This window comes from Polyangium sorediatum (assembly GCF_029946465.1).
Lineage (GTDB): Bacteria > Myxococcota_A > Polyangia > Polyangiales > Polyangiaceae > Polyangium > Polyangium fumosum.
Genome location: NZ_JARZHI010000041.1, coordinates 42,393 through 66,399, shown reverse-complemented (window position 1 = coordinate 66,399; position 24,007 = coordinate 42,393). Strand labels below are relative to the sequence as shown.

At 69.1% G+C, this 24,007-nt stretch carries 21 protein-coding genes; 15 read left to right on the top strand and 6 right to left on the bottom strand.

What is annotated here, in order from left to right; translation table 11 throughout:
• Window positions 1-6: 6 nt before the first annotated feature.
• The 8 genes from QHF89_RS33125 to QHF89_RS33090 all read left to right on the top strand — a co-directional run bounded on the left by QHF89_RS33125 (window position 7) and on the right by QHF89_RS33090 (window position 9,919).
• Window positions 7-708 carry a MotA/TolQ/ExbB proton channel family protein gene (locus QHF89_RS33125; RefSeq protein ID WP_136971544.1) on the top strand — a complete coding sequence of 234 codons (702 nt, stop codon included), beginning with the start codon at window positions 7-9 and terminating at the stop codon, window positions 706-708.
• Window positions 665-1,111 carry an ExbD/TolR family protein gene (locus QHF89_RS33120; RefSeq protein ID WP_136932652.1) on the top strand — a complete coding sequence of 149 codons (447 nt, stop codon included), beginning with the start codon at window positions 665-667 and terminating at the stop codon, window positions 1,109-1,111. Before QHF89_RS33125 ends, QHF89_RS33120 begins: the two co-directional genes overlap by 44 nt.
• A 2-nt stretch (window positions 1,112-1,113) precedes the next feature.
• Window positions 1,114-1,551, top strand: coding sequence for an ExbD/TolR family protein (locus QHF89_RS33115; protein ID WP_136971545.1), 438 nt, complete (start codon window positions 1,114-1,116; stop codon window positions 1,549-1,551).
• 7 nt (window positions 1,552-1,558) lie between these two features.
• Window positions 1,559-4,447, top strand: coding sequence for a TonB-dependent receptor domain-containing protein (locus QHF89_RS33110; RefSeq protein ID WP_136971546.1), 2,889 nt, complete (start codon window positions 1,559-1,561; stop codon window positions 4,445-4,447).
• An 84-nt stretch (window positions 4,448-4,531) separates the two neighbouring features.
• Complete coding sequence (locus tag QHF89_RS33105) at window positions 4,532-5,842, top strand: T9SS C-terminal target domain-containing protein (protein ID WP_136971547.1); 1,311 nt, start codon at window positions 4,532-4,534, stop codon at window positions 5,840-5,842.
• 168 nt (window positions 5,843-6,010) lie between these two features.
• Window positions 6,011-9,013 carry a cation-translocating P-type ATPase gene (locus QHF89_RS33100; protein WP_284721226.1) on the top strand — a complete coding sequence of 1,001 codons (3,003 nt, stop codon included), beginning with the start codon at window positions 6,011-6,013 and terminating at the stop codon, window positions 9,011-9,013.
• Entirely contained in the window at window positions 9,010-9,312 is a 303-nt protein-coding gene (locus QHF89_RS33095) for a hypothetical protein (protein WP_284721225.1), read from the top strand. The genes QHF89_RS33100 and QHF89_RS33095 overlap by 4 nt, the downstream gene beginning before the upstream one ends.
• Before the next feature lie 34 nt (window positions 9,313-9,346).
• On the top strand, window positions 9,347-9,919 hold the full coding sequence (locus tag QHF89_RS33090) for an HMA2 domain-containing protein (protein WP_136932647.1): 573 nt from the start codon (window positions 9,347-9,349) through the stop codon (window positions 9,917-9,919).
• Here QHF89_RS33090 and QHF89_RS33085 read toward each other — a convergent pair.
• Genes QHF89_RS33085 through QHF89_RS33070 form a run of 4 tightly spaced genes read right to left on the bottom strand, consistent with a single transcriptional unit; the run spans window position 9,916 to window position 12,767 of the window.
• The gene (locus QHF89_RS33085; protein ID WP_136971550.1) at window positions 9,916-10,656 is read right to left on the bottom strand and encodes a hypothetical protein; all 741 of its coding nucleotides are present in this window, start codon (window positions 10,654-10,656) and stop codon (window positions 9,916-9,918) included. The two genes, QHF89_RS33090 and QHF89_RS33085, sit on opposite strands and share 4 nt — an antisense overlap.
• Window positions 10,653-11,069: a hypothetical protein gene (locus QHF89_RS33080; protein WP_136971551.1), complete on the bottom strand. Its 417-nt coding sequence runs from the start codon at window positions 11,067-11,069 to the stop codon at window positions 10,653-10,655. The genes QHF89_RS33085 and QHF89_RS33080 overlap by 4 nt, the downstream gene beginning before the upstream one ends.
• Window positions 11,059-12,108, bottom strand: coding sequence for an AAA family ATPase (locus QHF89_RS33075; RefSeq protein WP_136971552.1), 1,050 nt, complete (start codon window positions 12,106-12,108; stop codon window positions 11,059-11,061). Before QHF89_RS33075 ends, QHF89_RS33080 begins: the two co-directional genes overlap by 11 nt.
• Window positions 12,108-12,767, bottom strand: a complete 660-nt coding sequence (locus QHF89_RS33070; RefSeq protein ID WP_136971553.1) for a hypothetical protein — start codon at window positions 12,765-12,767, stop codon at window positions 12,108-12,110. The genes QHF89_RS33075 and QHF89_RS33070 overlap by 1 nt, the downstream gene beginning before the upstream one ends.
• Window positions 12,768-13,042: 275 nt before the next feature.
• On the opposite strand from QHF89_RS33070, the gene QHF89_RS33065 reads away from it, so the two are divergent.
• The 7 genes from QHF89_RS33065 to QHF89_RS33035 all read left to right on the top strand — a co-directional run bounded on the left by QHF89_RS33065 (window position 13,043) and on the right by QHF89_RS33035 (window position 21,155).
• Window positions 13,043-13,798 (top strand): hypothetical protein, encoded by a 756-nt coding sequence (locus QHF89_RS33065; protein WP_136971554.1) that lies wholly within the window; start codon window positions 13,043-13,045, stop codon window positions 13,796-13,798.
• Window positions 13,779-14,513: a hypothetical protein gene (locus QHF89_RS33060; RefSeq protein ID WP_136971555.1), complete on the top strand. Its 735-nt coding sequence runs from the start codon at window positions 13,779-13,781 to the stop codon at window positions 14,511-14,513. Before QHF89_RS33065 ends, QHF89_RS33060 begins: the two co-directional genes overlap by 20 nt.
• Window positions 14,514-14,562: 49 nt before the next feature.
• Window positions 14,563-15,477, top strand: coding sequence for a DNA-processing protein DprA (locus QHF89_RS33055; RefSeq protein WP_136971556.1), 915 nt, complete (start codon window positions 14,563-14,565; stop codon window positions 15,475-15,477).
• Between the two features lie 87 nt (window positions 15,478-15,564).
• A complete protein-coding gene (gene topA / locus QHF89_RS33050; protein WP_136971557.1) occupies window positions 15,565-18,150 on the top strand; it encodes a type I DNA topoisomerase in 2,586 nt (861 codons plus the stop codon).
• A 67-nt stretch (window positions 18,151-18,217) separates the two neighbouring features.
• Window positions 18,218-19,609, top strand: coding sequence for a methylenetetrahydrofolate--tRNA-(uracil(54)-C(5))-methyltransferase (FADH(2)-oxidizing) TrmFO (trmFO, locus tag QHF89_RS33045; RefSeq protein ID WP_136971558.1), 1,392 nt, complete (start codon window positions 18,218-18,220; stop codon window positions 19,607-19,609).
• Between the two features lie 409 nt (window positions 19,610-20,018).
• Window positions 20,019-20,552, top strand: a complete 534-nt coding sequence (locus QHF89_RS33040; RefSeq protein WP_136971559.1) for an Hsp20/alpha crystallin family protein — start codon at window positions 20,019-20,021, stop codon at window positions 20,550-20,552.
• A 141-nt stretch (window positions 20,553-20,693) separates the two neighbouring features.
• Window positions 20,694-21,155, top strand: coding sequence for a hypothetical protein (locus QHF89_RS33035; RefSeq protein ID WP_136971560.1), 462 nt, complete (start codon window positions 20,694-20,696; stop codon window positions 21,153-21,155).
• A 177-nt stretch (window positions 21,156-21,332) separates the two neighbouring features.
• On the opposite strand, the gene QHF89_RS33030 is transcribed toward QHF89_RS33035, so the two are convergent.
• On the bottom strand, window positions 21,333-23,447 hold the full coding sequence (locus tag QHF89_RS33030; RefSeq protein ID WP_136971561.1) for a S16 family serine protease: 2,115 nt from the start codon (window positions 23,445-23,447) through the stop codon (window positions 21,333-21,335).
• A gap of 39 nt (window positions 23,448-23,486) precedes the next feature.
• Window positions 23,487-23,978 (bottom strand): response regulator, encoded by a 492-nt coding sequence (locus tag QHF89_RS33025; protein ID WP_284721224.1) that lies wholly within the window; start codon window positions 23,976-23,978, stop codon window positions 23,487-23,489.
• Window positions 23,979-24,007: the final 29 nt, after the last annotated feature.

The following is a 24,007-nucleotide window of genomic DNA, read 5'->3' as shown; positions in this document are numbered from 1 at the left end:
CAAACCATGCAATTCGATCTCGCGCACATCTGGGCGAGCATGGGCCTCGTCTCGAAGCTCATCGCCTTCGTGCTCGTGCTCATGTCGATCGCGACCATCGCGGTCGTCGTCGAGCGGGTGATCGCGCTCGCGCGCATGAACGCCGAGACCCGTGCTTTCGTGAAGGAAGCGCAGCCGCTGCTCGACGCCTGGGACACGGAGGAGCTCCTCCGCGTCTCGGATCGATATCGTCTCTCGGCGCTCGCGCGCCTCGTCTCCTCGGCAATGCGTCGATTCCTCCGTGCGGAGAGCGAGGGCGCCGGCAACCTGACGCCGGTCGAGCTCGCGCGGCGCGAGGTCGAGCGCAGGCGCGAGGCGCTCTCGGCGGATTTGCGGCGCGGGCTCTCGGTGCTCGCTTCGGTTGGATCGGTCGCGCCCTTCGTCGGGCTGCTCGGTACGGTCGTCGGTATCATCACGGCGTTCCAGAGCATTGCGACGACGGGCTCGGGCGGCCTCGGCGCGGTGAGCGCGGGTATCTCGGAGGCGCTCATCGAGACGGCGCTCGGCCTCACGGTGGCCATTCCGTCGGTGCTCTTCTTCAATTACCTCACGGGCAAGATCGCGGCGGTCGAGACGGCGCTCGAGCGAAGCGCGGGTGAATTGCTCGACGACATGGAGAACCAGCATGGGCGCGCAAGTGAAGAGCGGATCCTCGAAGAAGCTGCCTGAGCCGGACATCAACATCACGCCGCTCGTCGACGTGGTCCTCGTGCTGCTCATCATCTTCATGGTCATCGCGCCCGAGCTCGAGCACGGCGAGCGCGTGGAGCTGCCGAGCGTGATTCAGCCCGACGAGAACAAATCGAAGCTCGATCCGATCACCGTGACGCTCACCGCGCGGGGCAACCTCTTCCTCGAAAAGGAGGTCCTCGCGGACGTGCCGGCGCTCGAGGCGCGATTGAAATCGATGCACGGGAGCGAGCCGGATCGGCGCGTCGTCCTCAAGGGGGATGCGACGGTGCAATACGCGAAGATGCGTGACGCGTTTGCCGCCTGCCAGCGCGCCGGATACACGGGCGTCGCGCTCAGCGTGAGCCAAAAAGGCAAGGGCGGCGCGGGGGAGGAGAGCTAGCCATGGGGATGAACGTCTCCTCGGGCGGGAAAAAGGGCGGCGCCGTCGCCCCCACGATGAACGTCACGCCGCTCGTCGACGTGGTCCTCGTGCTGCTCATCATCTTCATGGTGGTGACGCCGCTGCTCAACAAACAGCTATGGCTGAACCTGCCGAAGAAGGACGACGACGCGAAGAACGAGCCGCCGCCCCCGGACGCGGACAAACCCGTGGTGCTCACGGTGGACGCGAAGGGCGCGATCCGCATCAACCAGACCGAGGTCTCGCGCGCCGAGCTGCGGGATCGCCTCACGCGGATCTTCGCGGCGCGGGCCGACAAGCTCCTCTACTTCGACGCGGCGGACGACGCTCCGTACGGGATTACCGTCGAGGTGATGGATATCGCGAAGAGGGGTGGGGCCAAGGGCATTGCAATCTTGACCGAGAAGCTCGGCGGCTGATTCCCCCATGCGAAAAACCATTGCGACACTCGCCTCGGCGCTCACGCTTTTCCTCCCGGCGCTCGCGCTGGCCCAGGAGGGCGCGGACGAGGCGCTCCTCGGCGAGGAGGACCCGTCCCGCCCCGCGCCCGCCGGAAAGGGCGTCATCTGGGGCGTCGTCACGGACGGGAAGACGAAGGAGCCCGTGATCGACGCGCAGGTCTCGGTCGTCGGGACGAACAAGAAGGCGATCGCGGATTTCGACGGTCGATATCGGCTGGAGCTCGCGCCGGGCACCTACGAGCTGCGCGTCTTTTATCAGCTCTACAAGGCGCAACGCGTGCAGAACATGCGCGTGACGGCCGGCGCGGTCGAAAAGGTCGACGTCGCGCTGTCGACCGAGGAGAGCAAGCAGGAGATCGTCGTCGAGATCGAGGCGGACCCGGATCGGGCTTCGGCGGCGGCGCAGACGTTGCTTCGAAAGAACGCGGCGCACACGGGTGACGCGGTGAGCGCGCAGGAGATCGCGCGGACGCCGGATCGCAATGCGGCGGACGCGGCGCGGCGTGTGGTCGGCGCGTCCGTCGTCGGGCAGCGGTACGTGTACGTGCGCGGCCTCGGCGACAGGTACACGAATGCGCTCTTGAATGGCGTGCCGCTGCCGAGCCCCGAGCCGGACCGGCAGGCTGTGCCGTTTGATCTGTTCCCCACGTCGGTCCTCAGCGATCTGACGATCGTGAAGACGTTCACGCCCGACATGCCGGGCGATTTCACGGGCGGTTCGGTGCGCGTGTCGACGCGCGAGCTGCCCGAGAAGTTCACGATCAGCGGTACGTTTTACCTCGGGGCCAACTCGGAGACGACGTTCCGGAACCGGCTCACCTATGCAGGCGGCGGGACGGATTTCCTCGGCATCGACGACGGGACGCGGGCGCTGCCGCCGGGCTTCCCGACCGATTCCAAGGTCGGCAAGGGCGAGGAGAAGCCGGACGGCTCGCTCATGTCTTCGCGTGAGGCCAATGAGCTCGGCCGCGTGCTCAACCGCCCGATGACGACCTCGCGCACGACCGCACTGCCGAACATGAGCGGCAACCTCACGATCGGCAATACGCACAGGCTCGGCTCGGATCACGAGCTCGGGTACATGGCGGCGCTGACGTACGGGCGGCGGTTCCAGATCCGGCAGGGCGAGATCCTCCGGACGCTGACGATCGATACCAACGTGTCGGACGATCTGAAGCCGCAGAACGATTACCGCGTGGATACAGGCCTCGACGTCGTCTCGTGGGGCGGATTCGCGGGCCTCACGTACAGGTACGCGAGGGACCACAAGGTCTCGCTTATCGGTCTGCACAGCCGTTCTTCCGAGAACGAGGCACGCGAGATCTCGGGGCTCAGCGAGGAAGGTGGCCCCGGGCGCACGTTCTTCGATACGCGCCTCCGTTTCGTGAGCCGCTCGCTCACGTTCGGCCAGCTCGCCGGCGAGCACAAGCTCCGCAAGGCGAACGACGCGACGCTCGAATGGAACCTGACGACGTCGCTCGCGACGAGCGACGAGCCGGGTACGCGCGAGAACGTGTATCTCGACGACGCGGGGCGGAGGGCGTGGCAAAGCACGACGCTCTCCGGCTTGCATTTTTATGCGAACCAGGCGGAGACAGCGATCGGCGGCGCCGTGCATTACACGCAGCCCATCGTGAGGGGCGACGCGCCGACGCGGGTGAAGGTGGGTGCGCTCGTGCAGGGACGCGACCGCGCCTTCGAGGCGCGCCGCCTGCGGTACATTCCGATCGCGGAGACGCCGGAGGACGCGGCCGCATTCTCGCTCCCAGCGGATCAGCTCTTCACGAACGAAAACATCGGGCGCGTCCTCTCCCTGGCAGAGTACACGAGGCCGACCGACACGTACGACGCCACGCAGCGCGTGTTTTCGGGGTACTTCATGACGGACACCTCGATCCGTCCTTGGATGCGCGTCGTGCTCGGAGCGCGGGTCGAGGCATCGTCTCAAAAGCTCGATACGGTCGATCCGTCGACGCTCCTGCCGAAGCAGGTCGAGCTCTCCACGACGGATTTGCTCCCCTCGCTCGGGCTCGTCTTCAAGACGAACGAGCGCTCGAACCTGCGCGCCTCCGTGACGCGTACGGTCGCGCGTCCCCAGCTCCGCGAGCTCGCGCCGTTCTCGTTCACCGATTACTTCGGCGCCCGCGAGATCCAGGGCAACCCCGACCTCGACCGCACCACGATCGTGAACGCGGACCTCCGCTTCGAGTTTTTCCCGACGCTCGCCGAGGTCGCGGCCATCAGCGTGTTCTACAAGGATTTCACGAAGCCGATCGAGCAGATCATCAAGCCCTCGAACCGCGGTATCGTGTCGTACCAGAACGCAAAGGGGGCGCAAAATGCGGGCATTGAGCTCGAGTTGCGAAAGAACATCGGCTTCATCACCCCTGTCCTCGCCGACCTCGGCGTGCTCGCGAACCTCACGCTTGTGTACTCGCGGGTCTCCCTCGACGAGGCAGGGACGAGCGTGCAGACGAACAACGTTCGCCCGCTCGCGGGGCAATCGCCGTACGTGGTGAATGCGGGCCTCGATTACGCCAGCGAGAAGCGTGGCACGCGGCTGCGCGTGCTTTACAACGTCTATGGCCGGCGCATCGCGCAGGTGGGCTCGCTCGGGCTGCCGGACGTCTACGAGCAGCCGCGCCACCTGCTCGACGTGACTGTCGCGCAGCGCATCGGCAAGCACGTGGACCTGAAGCTCGCGGCCGAGAACCTCCTGCTCGCGCCGGTCGTGTTCACGCAGGGACCGAGCGAGGCCTCGATCCCGAATTCCACGGTCGCCGATTTGACGAACGTGGTGCAGCAATACCAGCCCGGCGCGACGTTCACCTTGAGCGCCACCATCCAGAATTGACGGGTTGTCGCGAAATCGTTACGCGCGCCCTGCAATGGCGTCACGCGGCATGACCAGAATGCGCGGGCGGAGGAAATACCCACCATGCGATCGAAGGTATTGCTTGCGACGAGCGCGCTCGTTGCGGCCAGTCTGATGGGCTGCGGCGGGGACGAAAATGGAGAAAATCCGACGCCCCCCGCGAAGAACAACGAGATCCCGGCGAGCATCACGTCGGATCTGACGCTCACGGCCGACCAGGACTGGCTGTTGAAGGGAATCGTGCACGTGCGCGCGGGCGCGACGCTCACGATCGAGCCGGGTACCACGATCAAGGGCGACAAGTCCACGCTCGGCACGCTCGTCATCGACCCGGGCGCTCGTATCCACGCCGAGGGCACGAAAGACGAGCCCATTGTTTTCACGAGCCGCGCCGAGCCTGGGGACCGCACGGCCGGCGACTGGGGCGGCGTCATCCTGCTCGGAAAAGCGCCGATCAACGTGCCCGGCGGAAAAGCGAACGTCGAGGGAATCGAGGCGACCGCGGAGACCGAGTACGGCGGGACCGACCCGGCCGACAACAGCGGCGTGCTGAAGTACGTGCGGATCGAGTTCGGCGGAATTCTCCTTTCGACGGACAACGAGATCAACGGGCTCACGTTCGCCGGCGTCGGAAGCGGGACGACCGTCGATTACGTCCAGGTCCGCTACACGCTCGACGATTGCTTCGAGTTCTTCGGTGGCACGGTGAACGCGAAGCACCTGGTCTGCACGTACAACCAGGACGACGGGATCGACTGGGATCTCGGGTATACTGGAAACCTCCAGTTCGTCGTGGTCCAGCAGGATCCGGCCGCCGTGGACGACACGAACGGCTTCGAGGGCGACAACGACGCGATGGGCACGACGAACGCGCCGCTCTCCGAGCCCACGATCTACAACGCGACGCTCATCGGCAAGAACGTGGACGTCGACAAGCAGCAATACGCGATGCTCCTGCGCCGCGCGACGAGGGCGAACCTGCACAACATCGTCGCCACGGGCTTCGAGGCGGGCGTCGATGTGCGCGACGCGCCCACGTCCGTGAAACTCGAAGCGTCCATCTTCCACGGAAATCTCGTGCAAAACATCGCGTATGTGGAGACGCCGGACGGCACGGGCTCCGAGAAGGACGACGACATGGGCTTCGACGAGGTCAAGTGGTTCCTGGACGCCGGCAACGCCGAGACGGACCCCATGCTCGTCGCGCCCTACGATCGGCAAGCGCCTGATTTCCGGCCGAAGGCGACGCTCACGACGGGCGCCGCGACGCCGCCGAGCGACGGCTTCTTCGATACGAAGGCGAGCTACGTCGGCGCGTTCTCGCAAGACGACACGTGGCTCGACGGCGCCTGGATCTCGTTCACGCCGAACTAGCCGCAAAAAGCTCCGAAGAGCTCGCCTGCCGTGCGGTCGCGGCCGCTCGAGCGCGCCGTGGATCGCTCTTTGCGTGCGCGCCCCCGAGTGCGTTCGGCGATCATGAAGTGGCGCGCCCTCGCCCGAGGGCGCGCGCCATTGGGACATGTTGGCAAGCCTTCTGGGCGCGTGGTGCACAGCGCGCAGCGCCTCAGGGTCGAGGTGGCCGGGCTCTTCGGAGAGCCCGTGCGCGCGAGGCGGATCGAGCGCGCCCTGGGCGAGCTTCCGGGCGTCGTCGAGGCGCGAGCCAACGAGCATACGGGGACGGTGCTCTGCGTGCTCGCGCCGAACGCGCCGACGACGCGCGCCGAGGTGCTGTCGATCCTGGCCGAACACGAGGACTCGCAGGGGCCGCCGCCGCCCTCGCTGTCGCGGATCGCCGAGAGCGCGGCCGCCTCGGTGCGCGACGTGATCCGTGCGTACGGGGCGAACGGCAGCGACGACGACGAGGACGACACGACGCCGACGACGCCGTGGCACGCGCGCTCGATCGACGAGCTCACGCAGGCGTTCTCGGTGGATCTGCAGCGTGGCCTCACGGCGATCGAGGCGCACCGGATCCTGCGCGAGGTCGGCCCGAACGTGCTCGCCGGCGTCGCGCCGCGCACGGCGCTGGAGATCCTCACGGGCCAGATCTTCACGGTGCCGACGGCGCTGCTCGCGGGCGCCGCGGGCCTGTCGGTGCTGCTCGGCGATCTGCTGGAAGCTGGCGCGATCCTGCTCGTCGTGGGCTCGAACGTGGTCGTCGGATATTTCACGGAGTCGCGCGCGGAGGAGCTGCTCGACGCGTGGAGCAAGTTCCGCGTGGAGTGGGCGCGCGTGCTGCGCGACGGCGTGGAGACGACGGTCGCGGCGAGCGAGGTCGTTCCGGGCGACGTGCTCTGCGTGCGCGCCGGGGATGCGATCGCGGCGGACGCGCGGATCGTGGAGGCCACGGATCTGACGGTCGACGAGAGCACGCTGACGGGCGAGAGCGAGCCGGCGGAGAAGGAGACGGCCGCGGTGGTCGAGGACGCGCCGGTCGCGGATCGCGACGACATGCTCTACGCGGGCACGGTCGTGGCGACGGGCAGCGCGCGCGCGATCGTCGTGGCGACGGGCAGCGCGACGGAGCTCGGCGCGATCCAGCGCGCGCTGTCGCACACGGCCGATCGCGCAGCGCCGCTCGAGCAGCAGCTCGATCAGCTCGGGCGCAGGGTGGCGACGCTCGCGTTCGGGAGCTCGATCGCGGTGACGGCGCTCGGGCTCTTGCGAGGTCAGCCGCTCGCGGCGCTCGCGCGCTCGGCCGTGGCGCTCGGCGTGGCGGCGATCCCCGAGGGGTTCCCCGCGGTCGGGACGACGGCGCTCGCGCTCGCGAGCCAGCGGCTGAACCGCAAGGGCATCGTGATCCGCAGGCTCGCGGCGGCCGAGACGCTCGGCGCGGTGAGCGTGGTGTGCGCGGACAAGACCGGGACGTTGACCGAGAACCGCATGCGCGTCGCGGAGGTGTTCCTGCCGGGCGAGGGGCTCGTGCGGGTCGAATACGGCGCGCCGGTGAGCGAGAACGGGGCGCCTCCGTCGCTCGGGCTCGTCGGTGAAGATGGCCGGCGCGTGCCGGTCTCGTCGCTGCGGGAGATCGGGCGTATCGCGGCGCTGAACGCGGACGTGGAGCTCGACGAGCGCGACGCGATCACGAGCGGCAGCGGCACGGAGCGCGCGCTCGTCGAGTTCGCGATGGCGATCGGCTACCCGGTGCGGCGGCGGAGAGGCGCGGCGAAGCGGGTGCGCGAGGAGCGTCGCAGCGCGGACCGACCGTTCATGGTCACGGTGCACGAGCACCCGGAGCTCGGTCGGATCGAGCTCGTGAAGGGCGCGCCGGAGCCGGTGATCGAGCGCGCGATCGTGGAGCCGTCCGAGCGCGCGCGCCTGCTCGCGATGAACGAAGCGATGGCGTCGCGGGGGCTGCGCGTGCTCGCGCTCGCGTGGCGGAAAGACGGTGCTTCGAAGCCAACGCACGAAGCGCCGCTCGTGCTCGCGGGCCTCGTGGGGATGCGGGATCCGCCGCGGCGTGGCGTGCGCGAGGCGCTCGCGGTGCTCGCAGGCGCGGGCGTGCGGACGATGATGCTGACGGGCGATCAAGCGCGGACCGCGCAGGCGATCGGCGCCGAGCTGGGGATCGGCGCGCCCGACGTCTACAGCCGCGTGACGCCCGAGGCGAAGCTCGACGTCGTGCGCGAGCTGCAGGACGGCGGCGCGATCGTGGCGATGACGGGCGATGGGGTGAACGACGGGCCGGCCCTCAAGGCCGCGGACGTCGGCGTGGCGATGGGCGAGCGCGGGACGGACATCGCGCGCGCGGTCGCGGACGTGGTGCTCGCGCACGACGATCTCGGCAGCCTCGCGGACGCGGTGAGCGAGGGGCGAAGGCTCTACGACAACGTGCGGCGCGCGATCGAGTACCTCGTCGCGACGAACGCGAGCGAGGTGATGGTCATGCTCGCCGGCTCGGTCGTCGGCGCCGAGCCGCTCGGTCCGCTGCAGCTCCTCTGGATCAACATGCTGACGGACGTCGCGCCTGCGCTCGCGCTGGCGATCGAGCCTGCGGACGCAGACGTGATGCGCAGGCCCCCGCGAGATCCGCAGGTGCCGCTCTTCGGGCCGGCGCGCGGAAAAAAGCTCGCGCGCGAGGCCTCGAAGATGGCGGCGATCTCGCTCGCCGCGTACGGCATCGGAGCGCTCGGGCCTGGCGCGAGCTTGCCGCGGGCCCGCACGATGTCGTTCGCGTCGCTCGTCGTGGCGCAGCTCCTTCACGCACGCTCGTGCCGATCGAGCGGGTCGCAGCCGAACCCGGAGCTCCACCGCGCGCTCGTCGCGAGCCTCGGTCTGCAGGCGGCGGCGCTCGGCCTGCCGGGTCTACGCCGCGTGCTCGGCACGACGCCGCTCGGCCCGATCGAGCTCTCGATCGCGGTGCTGCTCGGTCTGCTCCCGACGCTCGCGCGGGAAGGGAAATCGCTGTTCGAGCCGGAGGCTCCGATCGTGGTGGATCGACGCGGCATGCCGGCGGGATCGACCCTGGTGCGAGGGGACGATCGGCACGCGCCGGTGGACTGGGCGTCGTCGCCCGTAATGTTCGAGGAGGAGGCTCGTCGATGAAATTTCATACGCCATCGTTCATTCTCGGCTTCGGCAGCGCGGTCGTCGTGATGGGGACCGCGCGTCGGCTCAAGCCCGCGGTCGTGGAGATCGGGGCGCTCGGCCTGCACCTCGCGCGGCTCGGCCGCGCCGTCGTGGAGCGGCAACGCGAGCACGCGGAGGACCTGTGGGCCGAGGTGGAGGAGCGCGCGCGTCACCTGCGGGAGGTGCCGCGCCGCCGTCGCGCCGGCGCGACGACGGGCAACGGCAAACACGTGCCGAGCGCGGCAGCCGCGCAGGCCGGATCGTCGGCGCACTGAGCGTCGTCGAGCGAGAGGGAAGGGGAGACGAGACGTGATACCCAGCGAGCAGTGGAGTGAGCTCGTGCATAGCCTTCCGCGCCGCGTGCGGCTGCGATCCCGCGCGATCGTGGGCCAGCGCGATGCGTGCCTGCGGGTCGCGGAGAAGCTCGCGATGATGGATCCGAGCTGCGAGCGCGTGGAGGTGCGGCCGTGGACGGGCTCGGTGATCGTGGAGCGCGAGGACGGGACGCTCGACGCCGAGGCGGTGCGCGTGATGCTGGAGCGGCTCGTGGCCGACGAGCGCGACGAGCAGGGCCGCAAGCTGACCGACCTCGGCCACGAGGCGCTGCCGGGCCCGACGCGCGTGGCGAAGGCCGTGGCGCACGCGTTCGCGGAGATCAACGGCGACGTACGGAGCGCGCTCGATCACCGCGCGGATCTCGGGACGTTGATGCCGGTGCTGTTTTTCTCGCTCGGCCTGGTCGAGATCGGCGTGACGAGGAAGCTGCCCGCGCCGGCCTGGTTCAACCTGGTGTGGTGGTCGATCCGGTCGTTCATGACGTTCAACGCCGGAGCGGTGGAGCAGGAGGGGAGGGCGGTCGCTGCGGATGGGGGGCTGGATTAGAAGCCAGCGACGGATCCGCGGGCGTGAGGTCGCGTTCGACCCTTCCCTACCAGCTCGACTTCCGCACCAGCAAACGCATCCGCGAGGGGCTGGCATGGGAGGGGCGGGCGGCCCGGCAGGACCGCCCCGCGCCACTTCCCCAGGAGCATGTGCGGAAAGGGCGAGTGGGGCGTCTCCTCGTCTTCGACGTAGTACCGCTCCTCTGCCGAGCAGGCCGTCAGCACCGCGCGGTTCGGTCGTTCGCCGAGCGGGAGGAAGATCCCTGCAAAGCAGGTCGCGATGACCAAGAGTTGAGGGCCCGAGAGAGCGTCGAGGCAGCCGGCGAGGTCCTCGGGGGTCAGGTAGGACGGGCCCTCGCTCGCCGGCTCGGCAAACTCGTCGACGGGAGCTGTCACGAAGAGCCCTTCGCGCTCGCCGTGGTTCGATGCGAGGAACAGGAGCGGATCCTCCGGCCTGGAGGCGCGCGCGAGGCTCGTGGTCAACTGCGACAGCGCGTCACGCGTCGGCGGGTGGATGCCGCCGCCGAATCCAGGGGGCAGAAGATCGTCGCGACACACGAACGCGTGGACGTCTCGTGCTGCGATTCCGAGGGTGTGGGCGGCGACGATGGCGAGCTCCAGGTCGTGCACCGACGCGGCGAAGTCGTAGTCCGGGTGCTCGCCATGAGATGCATGCCTTCCGAACTGGACGCGGGCGGGCTTGACGTAGCCGCACCAGAGGATGGCCCGTACCCTCACGGCTCCTCCGGCGCGGGCAGGAACAAGACCGCGCTTTTGCCGTGCTCGGGCAGGTTCGTCTCCGTGAAGACGACCTCGCCCTCTCCGTCGGCCGGCACGAACGCCCAGTGCGCGGGGTGGCCCCAACGAGCCATCGGCTCCGGGTCGACGAGCGCGACGTAGCAGCGTTCGTAGGCGTCTCCTTCGGGGAACGGAACGCGCACGTTGGCTGCGTTGAAGAGGGTTCCTCGTCGCACCGGTGCGTCGGAGATCTCCAGGCGGACGCAGGCGATGTTGTGGTGCGCGATGCTCTCGCGGATGCGGAGCGCTGCTTCGTGAATCCCGAGGCTCGGCGTGGGAGGAACGTGGAAGGCGTTGCGGAGGATGTTGTCGATGCCCGCGGCGGTGCCGGGGGTTCGCGTCTCACTGCCCATCGCGCTTCCAGTCTCCGATCTCGATGACGTCGTCGGGGGCGCAGGCCGCGAGGTAGGGAGACTGCGTGGCGAGGACGAGCTGCGCCGTCGGCACGAGCGAGGCAAGCGCTTCGAGGAGCGTGCGCTGCCACCGCGGGTGGAGGTGTTGCTCGGGCTCGTCGATCAGGACGATGCCTCCGTGGGGCGGACGGAGCGCGATCTCGCCGAGGAGCAGCAGCAGGGCGCGTTCGCCGTCGCTCAGCGATTCGAGCTGAACGAGCGAGCCGCGTTGGGTCTTGTAGGGGGACGCGGGGTTCGTCGGATCCTCGGGACGCGGGAGTTCCGGGAAGTACTTGTTGAGGACCTTCCGCATCCGCGCGATCGTGCCGTGGGGATCGTATCGCTTGGGATCGAGTGCGGCGAAGGCGAGGCGCGCAGCGAGGGTTGCGAAGCGTCGGCGATGCGGAGAGAGGCACTGCTGGCGTGGATCGAAAAAGAACAGATCGCCGATGCGCGTGCGGTCGGCAGGTTCGAGGATGCCTCGATCGGCGGGCAAGAGAACGCAGGGCGGGCGGGCGTTCAGGGTTGCGGTGCGAGCAACATCGAAAAACGGATCGGTAAGCCCCTTCTTCTCGGAGAGTTCCGCCAACAGATCATCGAAGGTTGCATGCTCGCGGCCCACGTTGAAGTAAAGCGAGCCGCGCGGCGGAGCCTCTGGGACGGCCTGTTTTGCCGTGGCTCGTTCGTCATCCGACAGCGAAAGTTCGAGATCGATGACGCCGAATCGCGGGGACGCCGAGGCGCTCCGCAGCGCAGACGAGCCGACGAGCGTGTCGCGAACGTCTCCTGCGCCGAACTTACGCGCGCCGAATTTTACGCCGCCTCCCTCGGACAGGGCATCGAACGCGTAGGTGATCGATGCGAGGATGGTCGTCTTACCGGCGCCGTTCGCTCCGAGAAAAACCACCCGCCGTCGCGGTCCACCGAGAGGTGTGGAGAAATCCAGCGAGAGCTTCTCGACGGCGCGGATGCGCTCGATGTCGAGGCGGAGGAGGTGCATCAGGAATCCCTGACCCCGCCGAGATCGAGGCCCTGAAAAAGAACGGTGCCGACGGCATCATTCATGGCCCGCGCTGCGCGTGCATAGCGTTCAAACGCCTCGACGTATCGGCTGCGCGCATCGAACTTGGGCTCAGACGATGGCGGTTTGCCCACCTTCGAGATCTCGAAGGCGAGAGTAGCGGGAACTGTGCCAAGTTGGCAGAGCTTCGCCACGCTCTGTAGCTCGCCGGGAGGACAAGGCCGCCGTAGCATGTCGAGCGCTACTTCGAGCGAACCCCAAGCCATACCGAAAATCGCGATACCGGCTTCGCGTTTAGGCGGAGAGCTCTCCGAGAGATGCGCAGCGAAAGTGTCGGGTTTTGTTGAAGTCGTTTCTTGAAGCAGTGCTTCCAGCGCCAGGATCAAGTCGGGACGCGCGGCATCCCACGCAGGCGGCCAGTCGAGCCTGTGGAGCAGTGGCATCACCACGACTGCAAAATGCGCCCGATCCTCCGGCGTCATCCCCTCGCCGACGTCCGCCAGCCGTTTCACGTCCTCTCGGTTCGAGCGCGCTGCCTGCCGTTTGAACTCCTTCCAGACAACGGCCGCTGTGAGCGCTTTTCCGCCCTCCTGCCGTTCTTGCAGGCTCTTCAACAGCGCTGCCCAGCTCGCCGCCACGCGGGGAACATAGGCCCGGGAGTCTCGGTGGGCCAAGCATCATCGCGGAACGCGCTCCCCGAGCACGTCCAGGCCGCCCCTGCAACTGTGCACGTCCGCCCGAGACCGTTTGCGCCGTCTCCTTGGCCAAGACGACCTGTCCCAAGCGCTTGCACCTCACCCCTTCCCCTTCGCCACCCCTCCAGGACCCTTCCCACCGCGCCTTTCAAAACAAAACCGCCCCTAAAAACCGTGAGCCTGTGTACGCTCCCGTCCCAAACGAAAGGGGCCTTCCTATGGCTGACGTCTCCAAGCTCGTCTCCGATCGGGTCGCGATCACCCGCACCTTGACCTCGGCTATCTCGGTGCACGGGAACGAGACTGCCGCGGCGATCGAGAGGGCGTTGTTCCCTGACGGTTCGCCGCCCGACTTCCAGGTGACCGTCTTCCTGCAGGCGCTCGGCGCGCTCGCGCAGCGCTCCGTGGACGAGCTCTCGGCCGCGAACCAGGCGCATGCGACCGAGCTCGCCGACGACGGCGAGCCGCGGGCCGCGCGGGACTCCGCGAAGGACGAGCTCCGCGCGCGCATGATCGGCATCCGCAGCACGCTCTCCGGCGTGTACGGCGCGCCCATCCTCAGCGCGTACGGGCTCTCGGGCGAGACGCCGAGCGACGCGGAGCACCTCATCGAGGCCGCCTGCACGACCGAGCGCCTCTTGCGCAACCGCCCTCTCGTCGAGGCGCCGAAGCAGGAGGGCGTCTCGGTGGACCCGAAGGCGCTCGCCGACAGCCTCAAGGCGCGCGTCGACGCGCTTCGTACGGCGCTCGGCGACGTGCGGCGGGAGGAGCGGGAAGCGCAGGTGACGCTCCAGCGGCGGAACGCGGCGACGGCGACATGGAACGGGGTGTATCAGGGGATCGCGGACTCCCTGACGGGGCTCTTCGAACTCGCAGGCAAGGGGGAGCTCGCGGACCGGGTGAGACCAACGGCGCGGAGGCGAGCCGGGTTGACCGAGGCGGAGGATGTCGAGGGTGGAGCCGCAGAGAAGTAGCTTCGCGCTTGCGCCGCGCCGCCTCCCCGCGCAGATCGCGTACGATGTCAAGCGGGACTTGCACATGCGCCTCGTGATCGTCTCCGTCTGTGCCGCCACGCTCCTCCCCGCGTGCGGCTCCCGCGCCGACTCCCAGCCTCTCGTCATCGACCCGCTCCCCCCGCGCCGTGGCCGCTCCTCTGCGACCGTGGCCGCCTCCGCCTCCGCCTCCGCGCCTGCCGTCGCCGCGGACGCCGCGCCCGCGCACGTGCCCGATCCCGAGGCCGCGCGCCTCTTCCTCGAACATTACGCCGCGCCTGCGCTCCCGCTCCTCCCCGACGTCAAGCCTTCGCGTGTCCTCGGGCTCGCGTTTGATGGCTCGGTGCGCGGTGAGACGGCGGGCATGTCCGCGGAGGGCGCGCGGTTCGGCGTGACGCTCGCGGAGGGACAGCGCGCGTGGGTGCCCGTCTCGTATCCGGTCGGCGCTTGCGTCACCGTCGTCGCGCAGGGCGGCCTCGGCGTCGTCGAGGTCGACGCGTTCCTCACCACGGGCGAACCCGCGCCCGTGCGTATCGTTGCAGAGGACGCGCGCACCGGGCCGACCGCCGTCATCGGCGGCAAGGACGACTGCTTCTCCTTCTTCGAACCCTTCATCGGCAACCTCTCGGTCACCGTGCGCAAAGGCTCCGGCATGGTGCTCGTCCAGCAGTTCCGCCCCGTCACCCGCGAACGTTGAAGCGAGACGATTTCGCGCAACTCGCGCCGCGCGCCGTCGATGGACACGCGTGCCTCCCTCCATCGTCCTCGCGCCCGACGCGCCCGCTTATCCCGCCGTCCTCCGCGCCCTCGCCACCCCCGAGCGCGCCCCGCCGACCTTGTACTTGCGCGGCGCCCTTCCCACCTTGCCCGGCGTCGCCGTCGTCGGCCGTCGCGCGGCCAGCGCCGAGGCGCGCGCCTTCACGCGCGTCCTCGCTCGCGACCTCGTCTCCGCGGGTTTCGCCGTTTGGTCCGGCGGCGCGTTCGGCATCGACGCGGCTGCGCACGAGGCTGCGCTCGAGGCCGGCGGGCGCACCGTCGTCGTCACGGGCGCCGGGCTCGACTGCCCGTACCCGCGCGAACACGTGCCTCTCTTCGATCGTGTCCTCGCCGCGGGCGGCGCGCTGCTCTCGCGCTTGCCTGACACGATCCCCCCGCGCCCTCAGCATTTTCTCGCGCGAAACCACGTCCTCGCGGCGCTCACGCTCGCGACCGTCGTCGTCGAGGCGGGCCTCAAGAGCGGCGCTCGCTCGGCGGCTGCGGCGGCGCGCAAGCTCGGTCGCCCGCTCGGCGTCGTCCCGCATCCTCCGTGGTCCGAGGCTGGCGCGGGCTGCGCGGAGGAGCTAGCCATGGGGGCCCGCGCCGTCACTTGCATGGCGGACGTCCTCGGCGCCGTGGGTCACGGCCCTTCTCCTCGCAAACGGCGCACGGAGACGGAGCCGCGGCTCCCTGCGCGGGACCTCCCGCTCCCCTTCGAAGGGAGCTTCGATCCTCTCGAAAAGGCCGTTCTTGGTGTTTTGGGGGACACCCCTACGCACCTTGACGTGATCTGCGATACGGTCGGAGCGCCTCTTCCTGCGGTCGCTGGGGCGCTCTTGACGTTGACACTACAGGCCGTAGTAGTAGAGGGCCCCGCCGGCTCCTACCGGCGGGGCAAGCGCTAGATGGGCCCACCTGCTCGTTGTTGAGCCGAGCGGGCCCCCTGGGTTTTCCCTTCGTCCTCACGCAATTTGCTCGATCAGAAGGTGGTGATGGCCAAGACGCTCGTCATCGTGGAGTCGCCGGCCAAGGCGAAGACGATCAAGAAGTACCTCGGCTCGGGGTACGACGTCGTCGCCTCCAAGGGGCATTTGAAGGATTTGCCCAAGAACCAGAACGCCGTCGACGTCGCGAACGACTTCACCGAGAAGTACGAGGTCATCGTCGGGAAGGAGAAAGTCCTCCAGGAGCTGAAGGACGCGGCCAAGAAGGTGGACGCGGTGCTCCTGGCGACCGACCCTGATCGCGAGGGCGAGGCGATCGCTTGGCACATCCTCGAGGAGATCCAGGACGACAAGCTCCGGGTCGAGCGCGTGGAGTTCCACGAGATCACGAAGAAGGGCGTCGACCACGGCGTCCAGCACCCGCGCCCGCTCGACATCAACCTCTACGACGCCCAGCGCGCTCGCCGCGTGCTCGATCGCATCGTGGGCTACGACGTCTCGGCGCTCGTCTGGTCGAAGCTCGCCTTCGGTCTGTCCGCCGGCCGCGTTCAATCCGTTGCGCTGCGGCTGATCGTCGACCGTGAGCGCGAGATCGATGCGTTCGTCCCCGAGGAGTACTGGAACGTCTCCGCCGGCCTCTCCGCGCCGAGCGGCGCGCCCTTCGTGGCGAAGCTCGCGGCGGCCGAGGGCGAGAAGTTCGAGGTCAAGAACGGCGAGACGGCGGCCTTCGTGCGCGCCGATCTGGAGAGCGCGAACTGCAAGGTCGCGAAGGTCACGCGCCGCGAGCAGAAGCGCAATCCGCCCGCGCCGTACACGACCTCGAAGCTCCAGCAGGACGCGACGAACAGCCTGCACTTCGGCACGAAGCGCACGATGCAGGTCGCGCAGGGGCTCTATGAGGGCGTCGACCTCAAGCAGGACGGCGGCCCGGTCGGCCTCATCACCTACATCCGTACCGACTCGACGCGCGTCAGCGACGACGCCGTCACCGAGGTGCGCCAGGCGATCGAGAAGCGGTACGGCAAGTCGTTCGTTCCCGACAAACCGAACGTCTACAAGTCCAAGAAGAACGCGCAGGACGCACACGAGGCGATCCGGCCGACGGACGTCAACATCCACCCGGAGTCGGTCAAGAAGCACCTCAAGGACGAGCAGTACAAGCTGTACAAGCTCATCTGGAACCGCTTCGTCGCCTCGCAGATGACGCCCGCCGTCTACGACCGCACGACGGTCGAGATTCATGCGGAGCCGACGCGCGGCGATGCGTCGCGCAAGTCGTACATGCTCCGCTCGACGGGGCGCGTGCTCAAGGACAAGGGCTGGCTCGAGGTCACCGAGGGGCAGCGTGATTTCGCGGGCGAAGAAGAGGCCGCGGCGGACGGCGAGGCCCCGGAGCCCACGGCGGCGGCGAAGGCCGCGCCGGTCGAGGAGGACAGCGACGCGCTCCTGCCCGAGATGAACGAGGGCGACGTGATCCGCCTCTCGACGACGCCCGGCGTCGTGACGGAGCAGAAGTTCACGCAGCCGTCGGCACGCTACAACGAAGGCTCGCTCGTGCGTGAGCTCGAGAAGCGCGGCATCGGCCGCCCGTCGACGTACGCCGAGATCATCAGCAAGGTGCAGCAGCGCGCGTACGTGGAGAAGCTGCCCGGCGGCGCGTTCCAGCCGACGCAGCTCGGCAAGTTCGTGGTCGAGGGCCTCGTGCGCTCGAACCTCGACTTCATGGATCCGAACTTCACCGCGCAGATGGAGGAGGAGCTCGACGAGGTCGGCGCCGGCAAGATCAAGCGCGAGCAGCTCCTCAAGCGCTTCTACAAGCGCTTCCGCCAGCAGCTCGAGCCGGCGAAGAAGCTCGCCTCGTGGAAGCCGCCGTCGGAGAAGACGGGCATCCCCTGCGAGGAGTGCGGCGAAGGGGAGATGATCAAGAAGTGGGGCAAGAACGGCTACTTCTTGAGCTGCAGCCGGTACCCCAAGTGCAAGGCCACGCGCGACCTTTCGAACAGCGCGCAGGCCGTGCGCGAGACGGACATCACCTGCGACAAGTGCGGCAAGCCCATGGTGATCCGCACCGGCCGTTTCGGTGATTTCCTCTCCTGCACGGGGTATCCGGGCTGCAAGAACGCGCGCCCCGTGCCCCTCGGCGTCGCCTGTCCGCAGTGCGGCGGCGACCTCATCGAGGTCCGGCCGCGCAAGAAGGGCGGGCGCACGTTCTACGGCTGCTCGAACTTCAACGCCGAGCAGAAGTGCGACTTCAAGCTCTGGGCGAAGCCCATCGCCACCCCGTGCCCCACCTGCGGCGCCAAGTTCCTGACGCGCACGGCCGGCAAGAAGCCGATGCTCGTCTGCGCGACGAAGGACTGCGGCTTCAAGCAAGAGGTGCCCGAGGAGGACGAGGCGGGCGTCGCCGGCGCCGCGCCGGAGGGCGCTGCGGGTGACGAGGGGGAAGGTGGAGCGGCGGACGCCGACGCGACGGCCGCACCGAAGCCCTCACCCACCGCACCGAAGGCCAAGGCCGAGCCGAAACCCGCGCCCAAGGCCGAGGCGAAGCCCAAGGCCGCGGCCAAGACGGCCGAGAAAAAGGGCGCTACGAAGACGCCGACGAAGTCGAAGAGCAACGGCCGAGCCTCGGCCTGATCACCCCCTCGATCCTCCCTCCCCAAGGCGCGCCTGCTCGTCCGGGCGCGCCTCCGCCCCCGACACCATGACCGAAGCTCGTTCCCACGACGTCACCATCGTCGGCGCCGGCCTTGCCGGCTGTGAAGCCGCCTTCCAGCTCGCCGAACGTGGCCACCACGTGCGCTTGCTCGAAATGAAGCCCGCGCGCCGCACGCCCGCGCAGACGAGCGATTTCTTCGCCGAGCTCGTCTGCTCGAACTCGCTGCGCGGCGCCGCGCTCGCGAACGCCGTCGGCTTGCTCAAGGAGGAGCTCCGCCGCGTCGGCTCGCTCCTCATGCGCGTCGCCGATCGAACGTCCGTGCCCGCGGGCGGCGCGCTCGCCGTGGACCGCGAGCGCTTCGGCGCCGAGATGACGGCGACCATGCGCGAGCACCCGCGCATCACGGTCGAGACAGGCGAGGTCACCGAGATCCCCCGCGACGAGCGTCCCGTCATCCTCGCGACGGGCCCGCTCACGGCGGACGCGCTCGCCTCCTCGATCGCCGAGGCCGTCGGCACGAAGCACCTCGCCTATTACGACGCGATCGCGCCCATCCTGAGCGCCGACTCGATCAACTGGTCGAAGGTGTGGAAGCAGTCGCGCTGGGGCAAGGGCACGGCCGAGCGTGCCCAGGAGCCCGGCCGCAAGATGATGGCCGAGGACGCCGAGGAGAGCGGCGACGAGGCGTACGTCAACTGCCCCTTCGACGAGGAGACGTACCGCGCGTTCGTCGCGGCGCTCGTCGCGGCGGAGAAGGTCGCGCCGCGCGAGTTCGAGGACGTGCGTTACTTCGAGGGCTGTTTGCCTTGTGAGGTCATGGCCGAGCGCGGCGAGCGCACGCTCGCGTACGGGCCGATGAAGCCTGTCGGGCTCGTCGATCCGCGCACGGGGAGGCGGCCGCACGCCGTGATCCAGCTCCGCGCCGAGGACGTCGCCGCGACGGCGTACAACATGGTGGGTTTTCAGACGCGCATGAAGTACCCCGAGCAGCTCCGCGTCTTCCGGATGGTCCCGGGCCTCGAAGAGGCGGAGTTTCTGCGCTTCGGCTCGGTGCATCGCAACACGTTCGTCGACGCGCCGCGCGTGCTCGGCCCTGGGATGGAGATGCTGCGGATGCCGGGCGTCTTCCTCGCGGGGCAGGTCGCGGGCGTCGAGGGCTACGTGGAGAGCGCGGCGGCGGGGTTTGTCTGCGCGGTGCTCCTCGCGCAGCGGCTCGCGGGCAAACCTCTCGCGCCACCGCCGAAGACGACGGCGCTCGGCGGCATCGTCACGCACCTCGGCCGCGAACAGCCCTCGTATCAGCCTTCGAACATCACGTGGGCGCACCTGCCGCCGCTCGAAGGCACGAAGTCGAGGCTCACGAAGCGCGCGCGGTACGAGGCGATGGCCGAGCGCGCGCTCGCCGATCTCGATCCCTGGAAAAACTCGGCGCTCTGATCACGCCCGCGTCGCGTCCGGGCATACGCGCGTTTGGCGCGGGCGTATGCGTGTATCGTCCGGGCATATCACTGTTTTGGCTGGGCATATTCGCGCGCTCCGACGTGGGCGAACCTCGCCGCGATCCCCTAGCCGAAAAACCAAGGAATTCCCGAGGCATTGCGGGTTCATCCGGGAAATGCCGTCGGGACTCTGGCATTCTACGTCCGGCGATCCGGAAGCTCCTGAATCGATAACACTGTCGCGACCGACAGACAGGCGGCGACGAGCCGCGTAGTGTCCTTTCTCGTCGCGGTTGCGGCGAACAGGAAATGCGCGAGGTGGCGCGTTTCTGCGCACTTCGGCGCGTCTCAGCGGGCTTTCAATCGCCCCGGACGGCCATCGCGGCATTTTCCTGGAGGGGACTTCGATGTTGAACGTGGAGCAAGCGATCGCCGAGGTCGCGAGCGTGTACCAATCGCTCACCGGACGTGCCATCAAGCCGGGTCGTTACGAGCTTCCGCCGGAGGTGGATCCCGCCTCCCATGCCGAGAGCCATTACCGGCAATTCAAGGCGCTCCTCGAGCAGAAGGCGCGCGTCGCGGTGGACCCGCGCGGCAAGGGGGGAGAGACCCCGCTTCCGCCGCCGGTCGACGTCGTCGAGCTCGAGCGCGAGGTGCGCGTGATGGTGGACGTCCCCGGATGCCCGCGCGAGCAGCTCGCCGTGTCGGTGACGGGCGACGCGCTCACGATTCGCGGCGAGCGCGGGGCTTCGCGATCGCTCGCGGGAATGATGCGGCTGGAAGAGCGGCGCAAGGGGCCGATCCTCCGGACGATTGCGCTGCCGCCGCGGGCGCGGCGCGAGGGGATCGAGGCGACGCTGCGCGACGGCGTCCTCACGATCGCGATTCCCACGGACGGCCAGGGGAACGACGCGACCGAGATCCCGATCGACGTGAAATGAGTTTTTCGGGTGCGGCGCACGCGCGATTCCCGCACCCGGCAAGGATTTCTGGCGCTCCGCGCTGGAAAGGTAGTGCCGCGCCGGGGCATAGGGCCCCGGGGCGGAGATAGTGCACGAGCCCTGATTCAGGGGGGTACGAACATGGATCCCAAGACCTTCGAGATCAACAACCTCCGCGTCCTCAACGATTACCTCGCCCAGACGATCGAGGTGCTGGCGCGCACGCAGCGGATCGGCCTGAACCGCGACATCAACCGCGACATGACCGGTCTTTCGCATACCCAGTTCGGCCCCGCCGCCCCGTTCGGCGTGCCCGTGCAGGGCATCGATCCGCGCGTGGATTACACGGCGGGCCTCGGACACTCGCCGTACGGCGTGTATCCGTACAACTACGCCATGCAGTCGGTCCCGGCGTGGACGGGCGCGCAGCACCTCGGCGGCCTGCCGACGAGCATCGACCCGTTCTTCGCGCAGCGCAGCGGCCTGAGCCACACGACAGCCACGCCGTGGACGGGGTGGACCCCCTTCACGGCCGAGATCGTGCGTCAGCGCGAGATCGCTCGTCAGCAGTACGAGGCGATGTGCCGCGCGTGCGGCTTCTGATCGGAAACGATTGAAGCGGGAGACGGGCCGCCCGCCGGCCGGTCTCCCGGCGCGCCCTCCACGCGCCGTTGGGTCTAGGCCGCCGTCACCGTTCGCGTGACGGCGGCCGACGCCCATTTTTGTTTTGTCGACGCGAGCGCGCCCTTCGCGTCGCTGCGCGCCGCGGGGCGAAACCCTTCAAACCAGCTCGGGGAACATCGCTTCGAGGACCTCGTCGAGCGTCCGCGCGAAGACGACCATGTGCTCGGCGATCTTGCGCGGCACTCGCTCGGCGTGCGTCACGTCGTCCCGATTCTGCGCGGGGAGCACGATGCGCGAGAGGCGACGCTCGTAGGCGCCCTCGATTTTCGCGTCGACGTCGCCGATGCGGGCGAGCGACAGGACGTCGTGCGCGTCGCAGATGACGGCGCCGGAGAAGGCGACGTCGCTCGGCGTGGAGAGCCCGAGCATCACGCTCGCGAAAGCGACGGCGATGGGCAGGCCGGCGCTGTCGCCGGACGAGGGCTCGTCGTCTTTCGTGAAACGGAGGAGAAAGCGGCGATCATCGAGCTCGGGATCGACGCGGTGGGGATATCGAGATCGGACGAAGGCGCGCACGGCCTGGAAGATGGAGACCGCGCGGGCGCGGAGGTCCGGCGCGACCGAGCCGAGGACGTCCTTTTCGTCGAGGCCGCCGCGGCCCCGCTTCGTGCGGCGGCTATCGGCCCAGAGCTCGTGAATCACGCCGCGCACCTCGCCGCCGCGTCGCCATGCGGCGGCGGCGAGCACGTACGGGCGCGGCGTGCGCGCGGCGTCCGCGAGGGCGCGCGCGTGGGATTCATATCGTGCTTTCACGTCGACCTCGTCTCGCGCCTCGGCCAGGCGCGCGAGCGAGAGCACGGCCGCGCGATCCTCCGGGTGCGTCTTGCGTCGCGCCCGCAGCACGGACGCCGCCTCCGCGAGCCGCTCCGGGGATCCCAAAGCCTCCCGCGCGTCCTCTGCGTTCGCATCGTCGTGCCCGAGCAGCCGCGCGAGCGCCGCGGCGTCCGGCCGATCGAGCCCCGCGACCCCGCGCCGCCGCGCCAAACGCGCGCGCGCGTGCTCCCCGAGCGCCTCGAGCGCATCGGCGAGATAAAGCAAATCCACCGGGGTGGTTTGTCCCTCTTTATCGAGCTCCGCGTACATCGCCTCTGCGCGCGCCGCATCGCCGCTCCAGAGCGCGAGCGCGGCGGCGCGCCTGCGGTGCTCGGGGCGCTTGCGATCCCGGATCCGATCGAAGAGGTGTTGCACGGCCCGATGCCCGAACGGCAAGACGGACAAACCCTCCGGCGGCACGTACACGGTCGGCAGCGCGCGCGCGGCCTCCCGGAGCGAGAGCACGTGCATGCGGCGGCGAAAGACTTCCAGGTAACGCGCCTCGAACAGCTCGGCGAGGCGAGTATGGCCGAGCTTGCCCACGAGCCGCGCGATACGCCGGAGCAAGGTCGGGCGCCGCGTGACGAGGTAGGCATATCGCACGGCCCGGAGCGCGCGGCGGATCCGCTCGGGGGTTCCCTCTCGTTCATAGAGGAGCGAGAGGCAGAGCAATCGCTCCACGTCGCTCGCGAGCCCCGGCTCGTCGGCGAGGCGCTCCAGCGTGGTGATCGCGCCCCGCACGTCCTGCGCTTGCTCCAGCAAAAAAGCGCGCTCCAGCATCGCGAGCTTGTACACGCCCCGCGCCTCGGTGCGCGCCCGCGCCGCCACCCGATCCACGATGCGCAGCGCCCCCTGCAAATTGCCCGCGAAGGCCACGCGAAACGCGTGCTCGAGTTCGGACAAACCCGTGAAGGGCCCCGCCTCGGGCGCGACGTGCGGCGCGCGGGCCGACGGCGATTCTTCGCGCATGCTCGCCTCGAAGAGCCGCCCGAGCGTGGCCAGCGCCGAGGGCTCGCCGCCGGCGCGGGCCGCCATTTCGCTGTGCAGCGTGATGGCCGCGCCGAGCTCGCCGCGCGCGTGGTGAATCGCCGCGAGCAGCCCCAGGGCCGCCTCGTCGTCCGGCGCGAGCGCGAGCGCCGCGTGCGCCTCCACCTCGGCGCGATCCGAGAGCCGCGCCTCGAAGGACAGGCGCGCCACCACGATATGCGCCTCGGCGCGACGCCGCAGCGGCTCTTTGCGTGTGCGCCGCGGCGGATCCACGAGCTCCATTTCGAGCAGGTGGCCGAGCTGGCGCAAAAGCTCGTCGTCGAGGCCTTCGGCGGCCAGGGCGGCGTCGAACTCTCCTCGCTCGCCGGTCTCCGAAGGGGGCCCGGCTGCCTGGTGTTTGTCTCGCGACATCCCGCTTTCAGCGCTCGCGGCTCGCCACGGACGCGCCGCTCACGCTGTATGCATCCTGGGCCCCGAGGGCACCTTCCGGGGCTCACCTCCGCGCTCGGTCCCGCGCGGCTTTTCGAGGGCGCGGTCGATCGCGGCCAGGAGCGTTTGCTCCGACGAACCCTTGGGCACCCACCCCACGCCGAGCTGGGCGAGCCGCTCTTCGAGGGCACGTGAAATGGGCCCGCTCGTGACCACCGCCGGCACGCCGAGCGAAGCCGCGTCGAGGATCAGGCGAAAGCCGCCCTGGGAATGCCCAGACAAACCGAGGTCGGCGACGACGAGATCGGGGTGCCGCACGAGGAGGGCTTCGAGCGCGGTAGGCACGCAGGCGGCTTCGAGGGCGACCGCGGGCGCGTATTTCTCGACGAGGAGCGCGCCGATGAGGCGCCTGCGGGTCGCGTCGTCGTCAGCGACGAGGATACGCCGGCCGTCCTTTGTCGAGCCTTCGCGGTTCTTGGAAAGTCCCGGTCGGATACCAGAAGCAGAACGCATGGCCCCCCCTGCGAGCTTGCCGGAGGCCG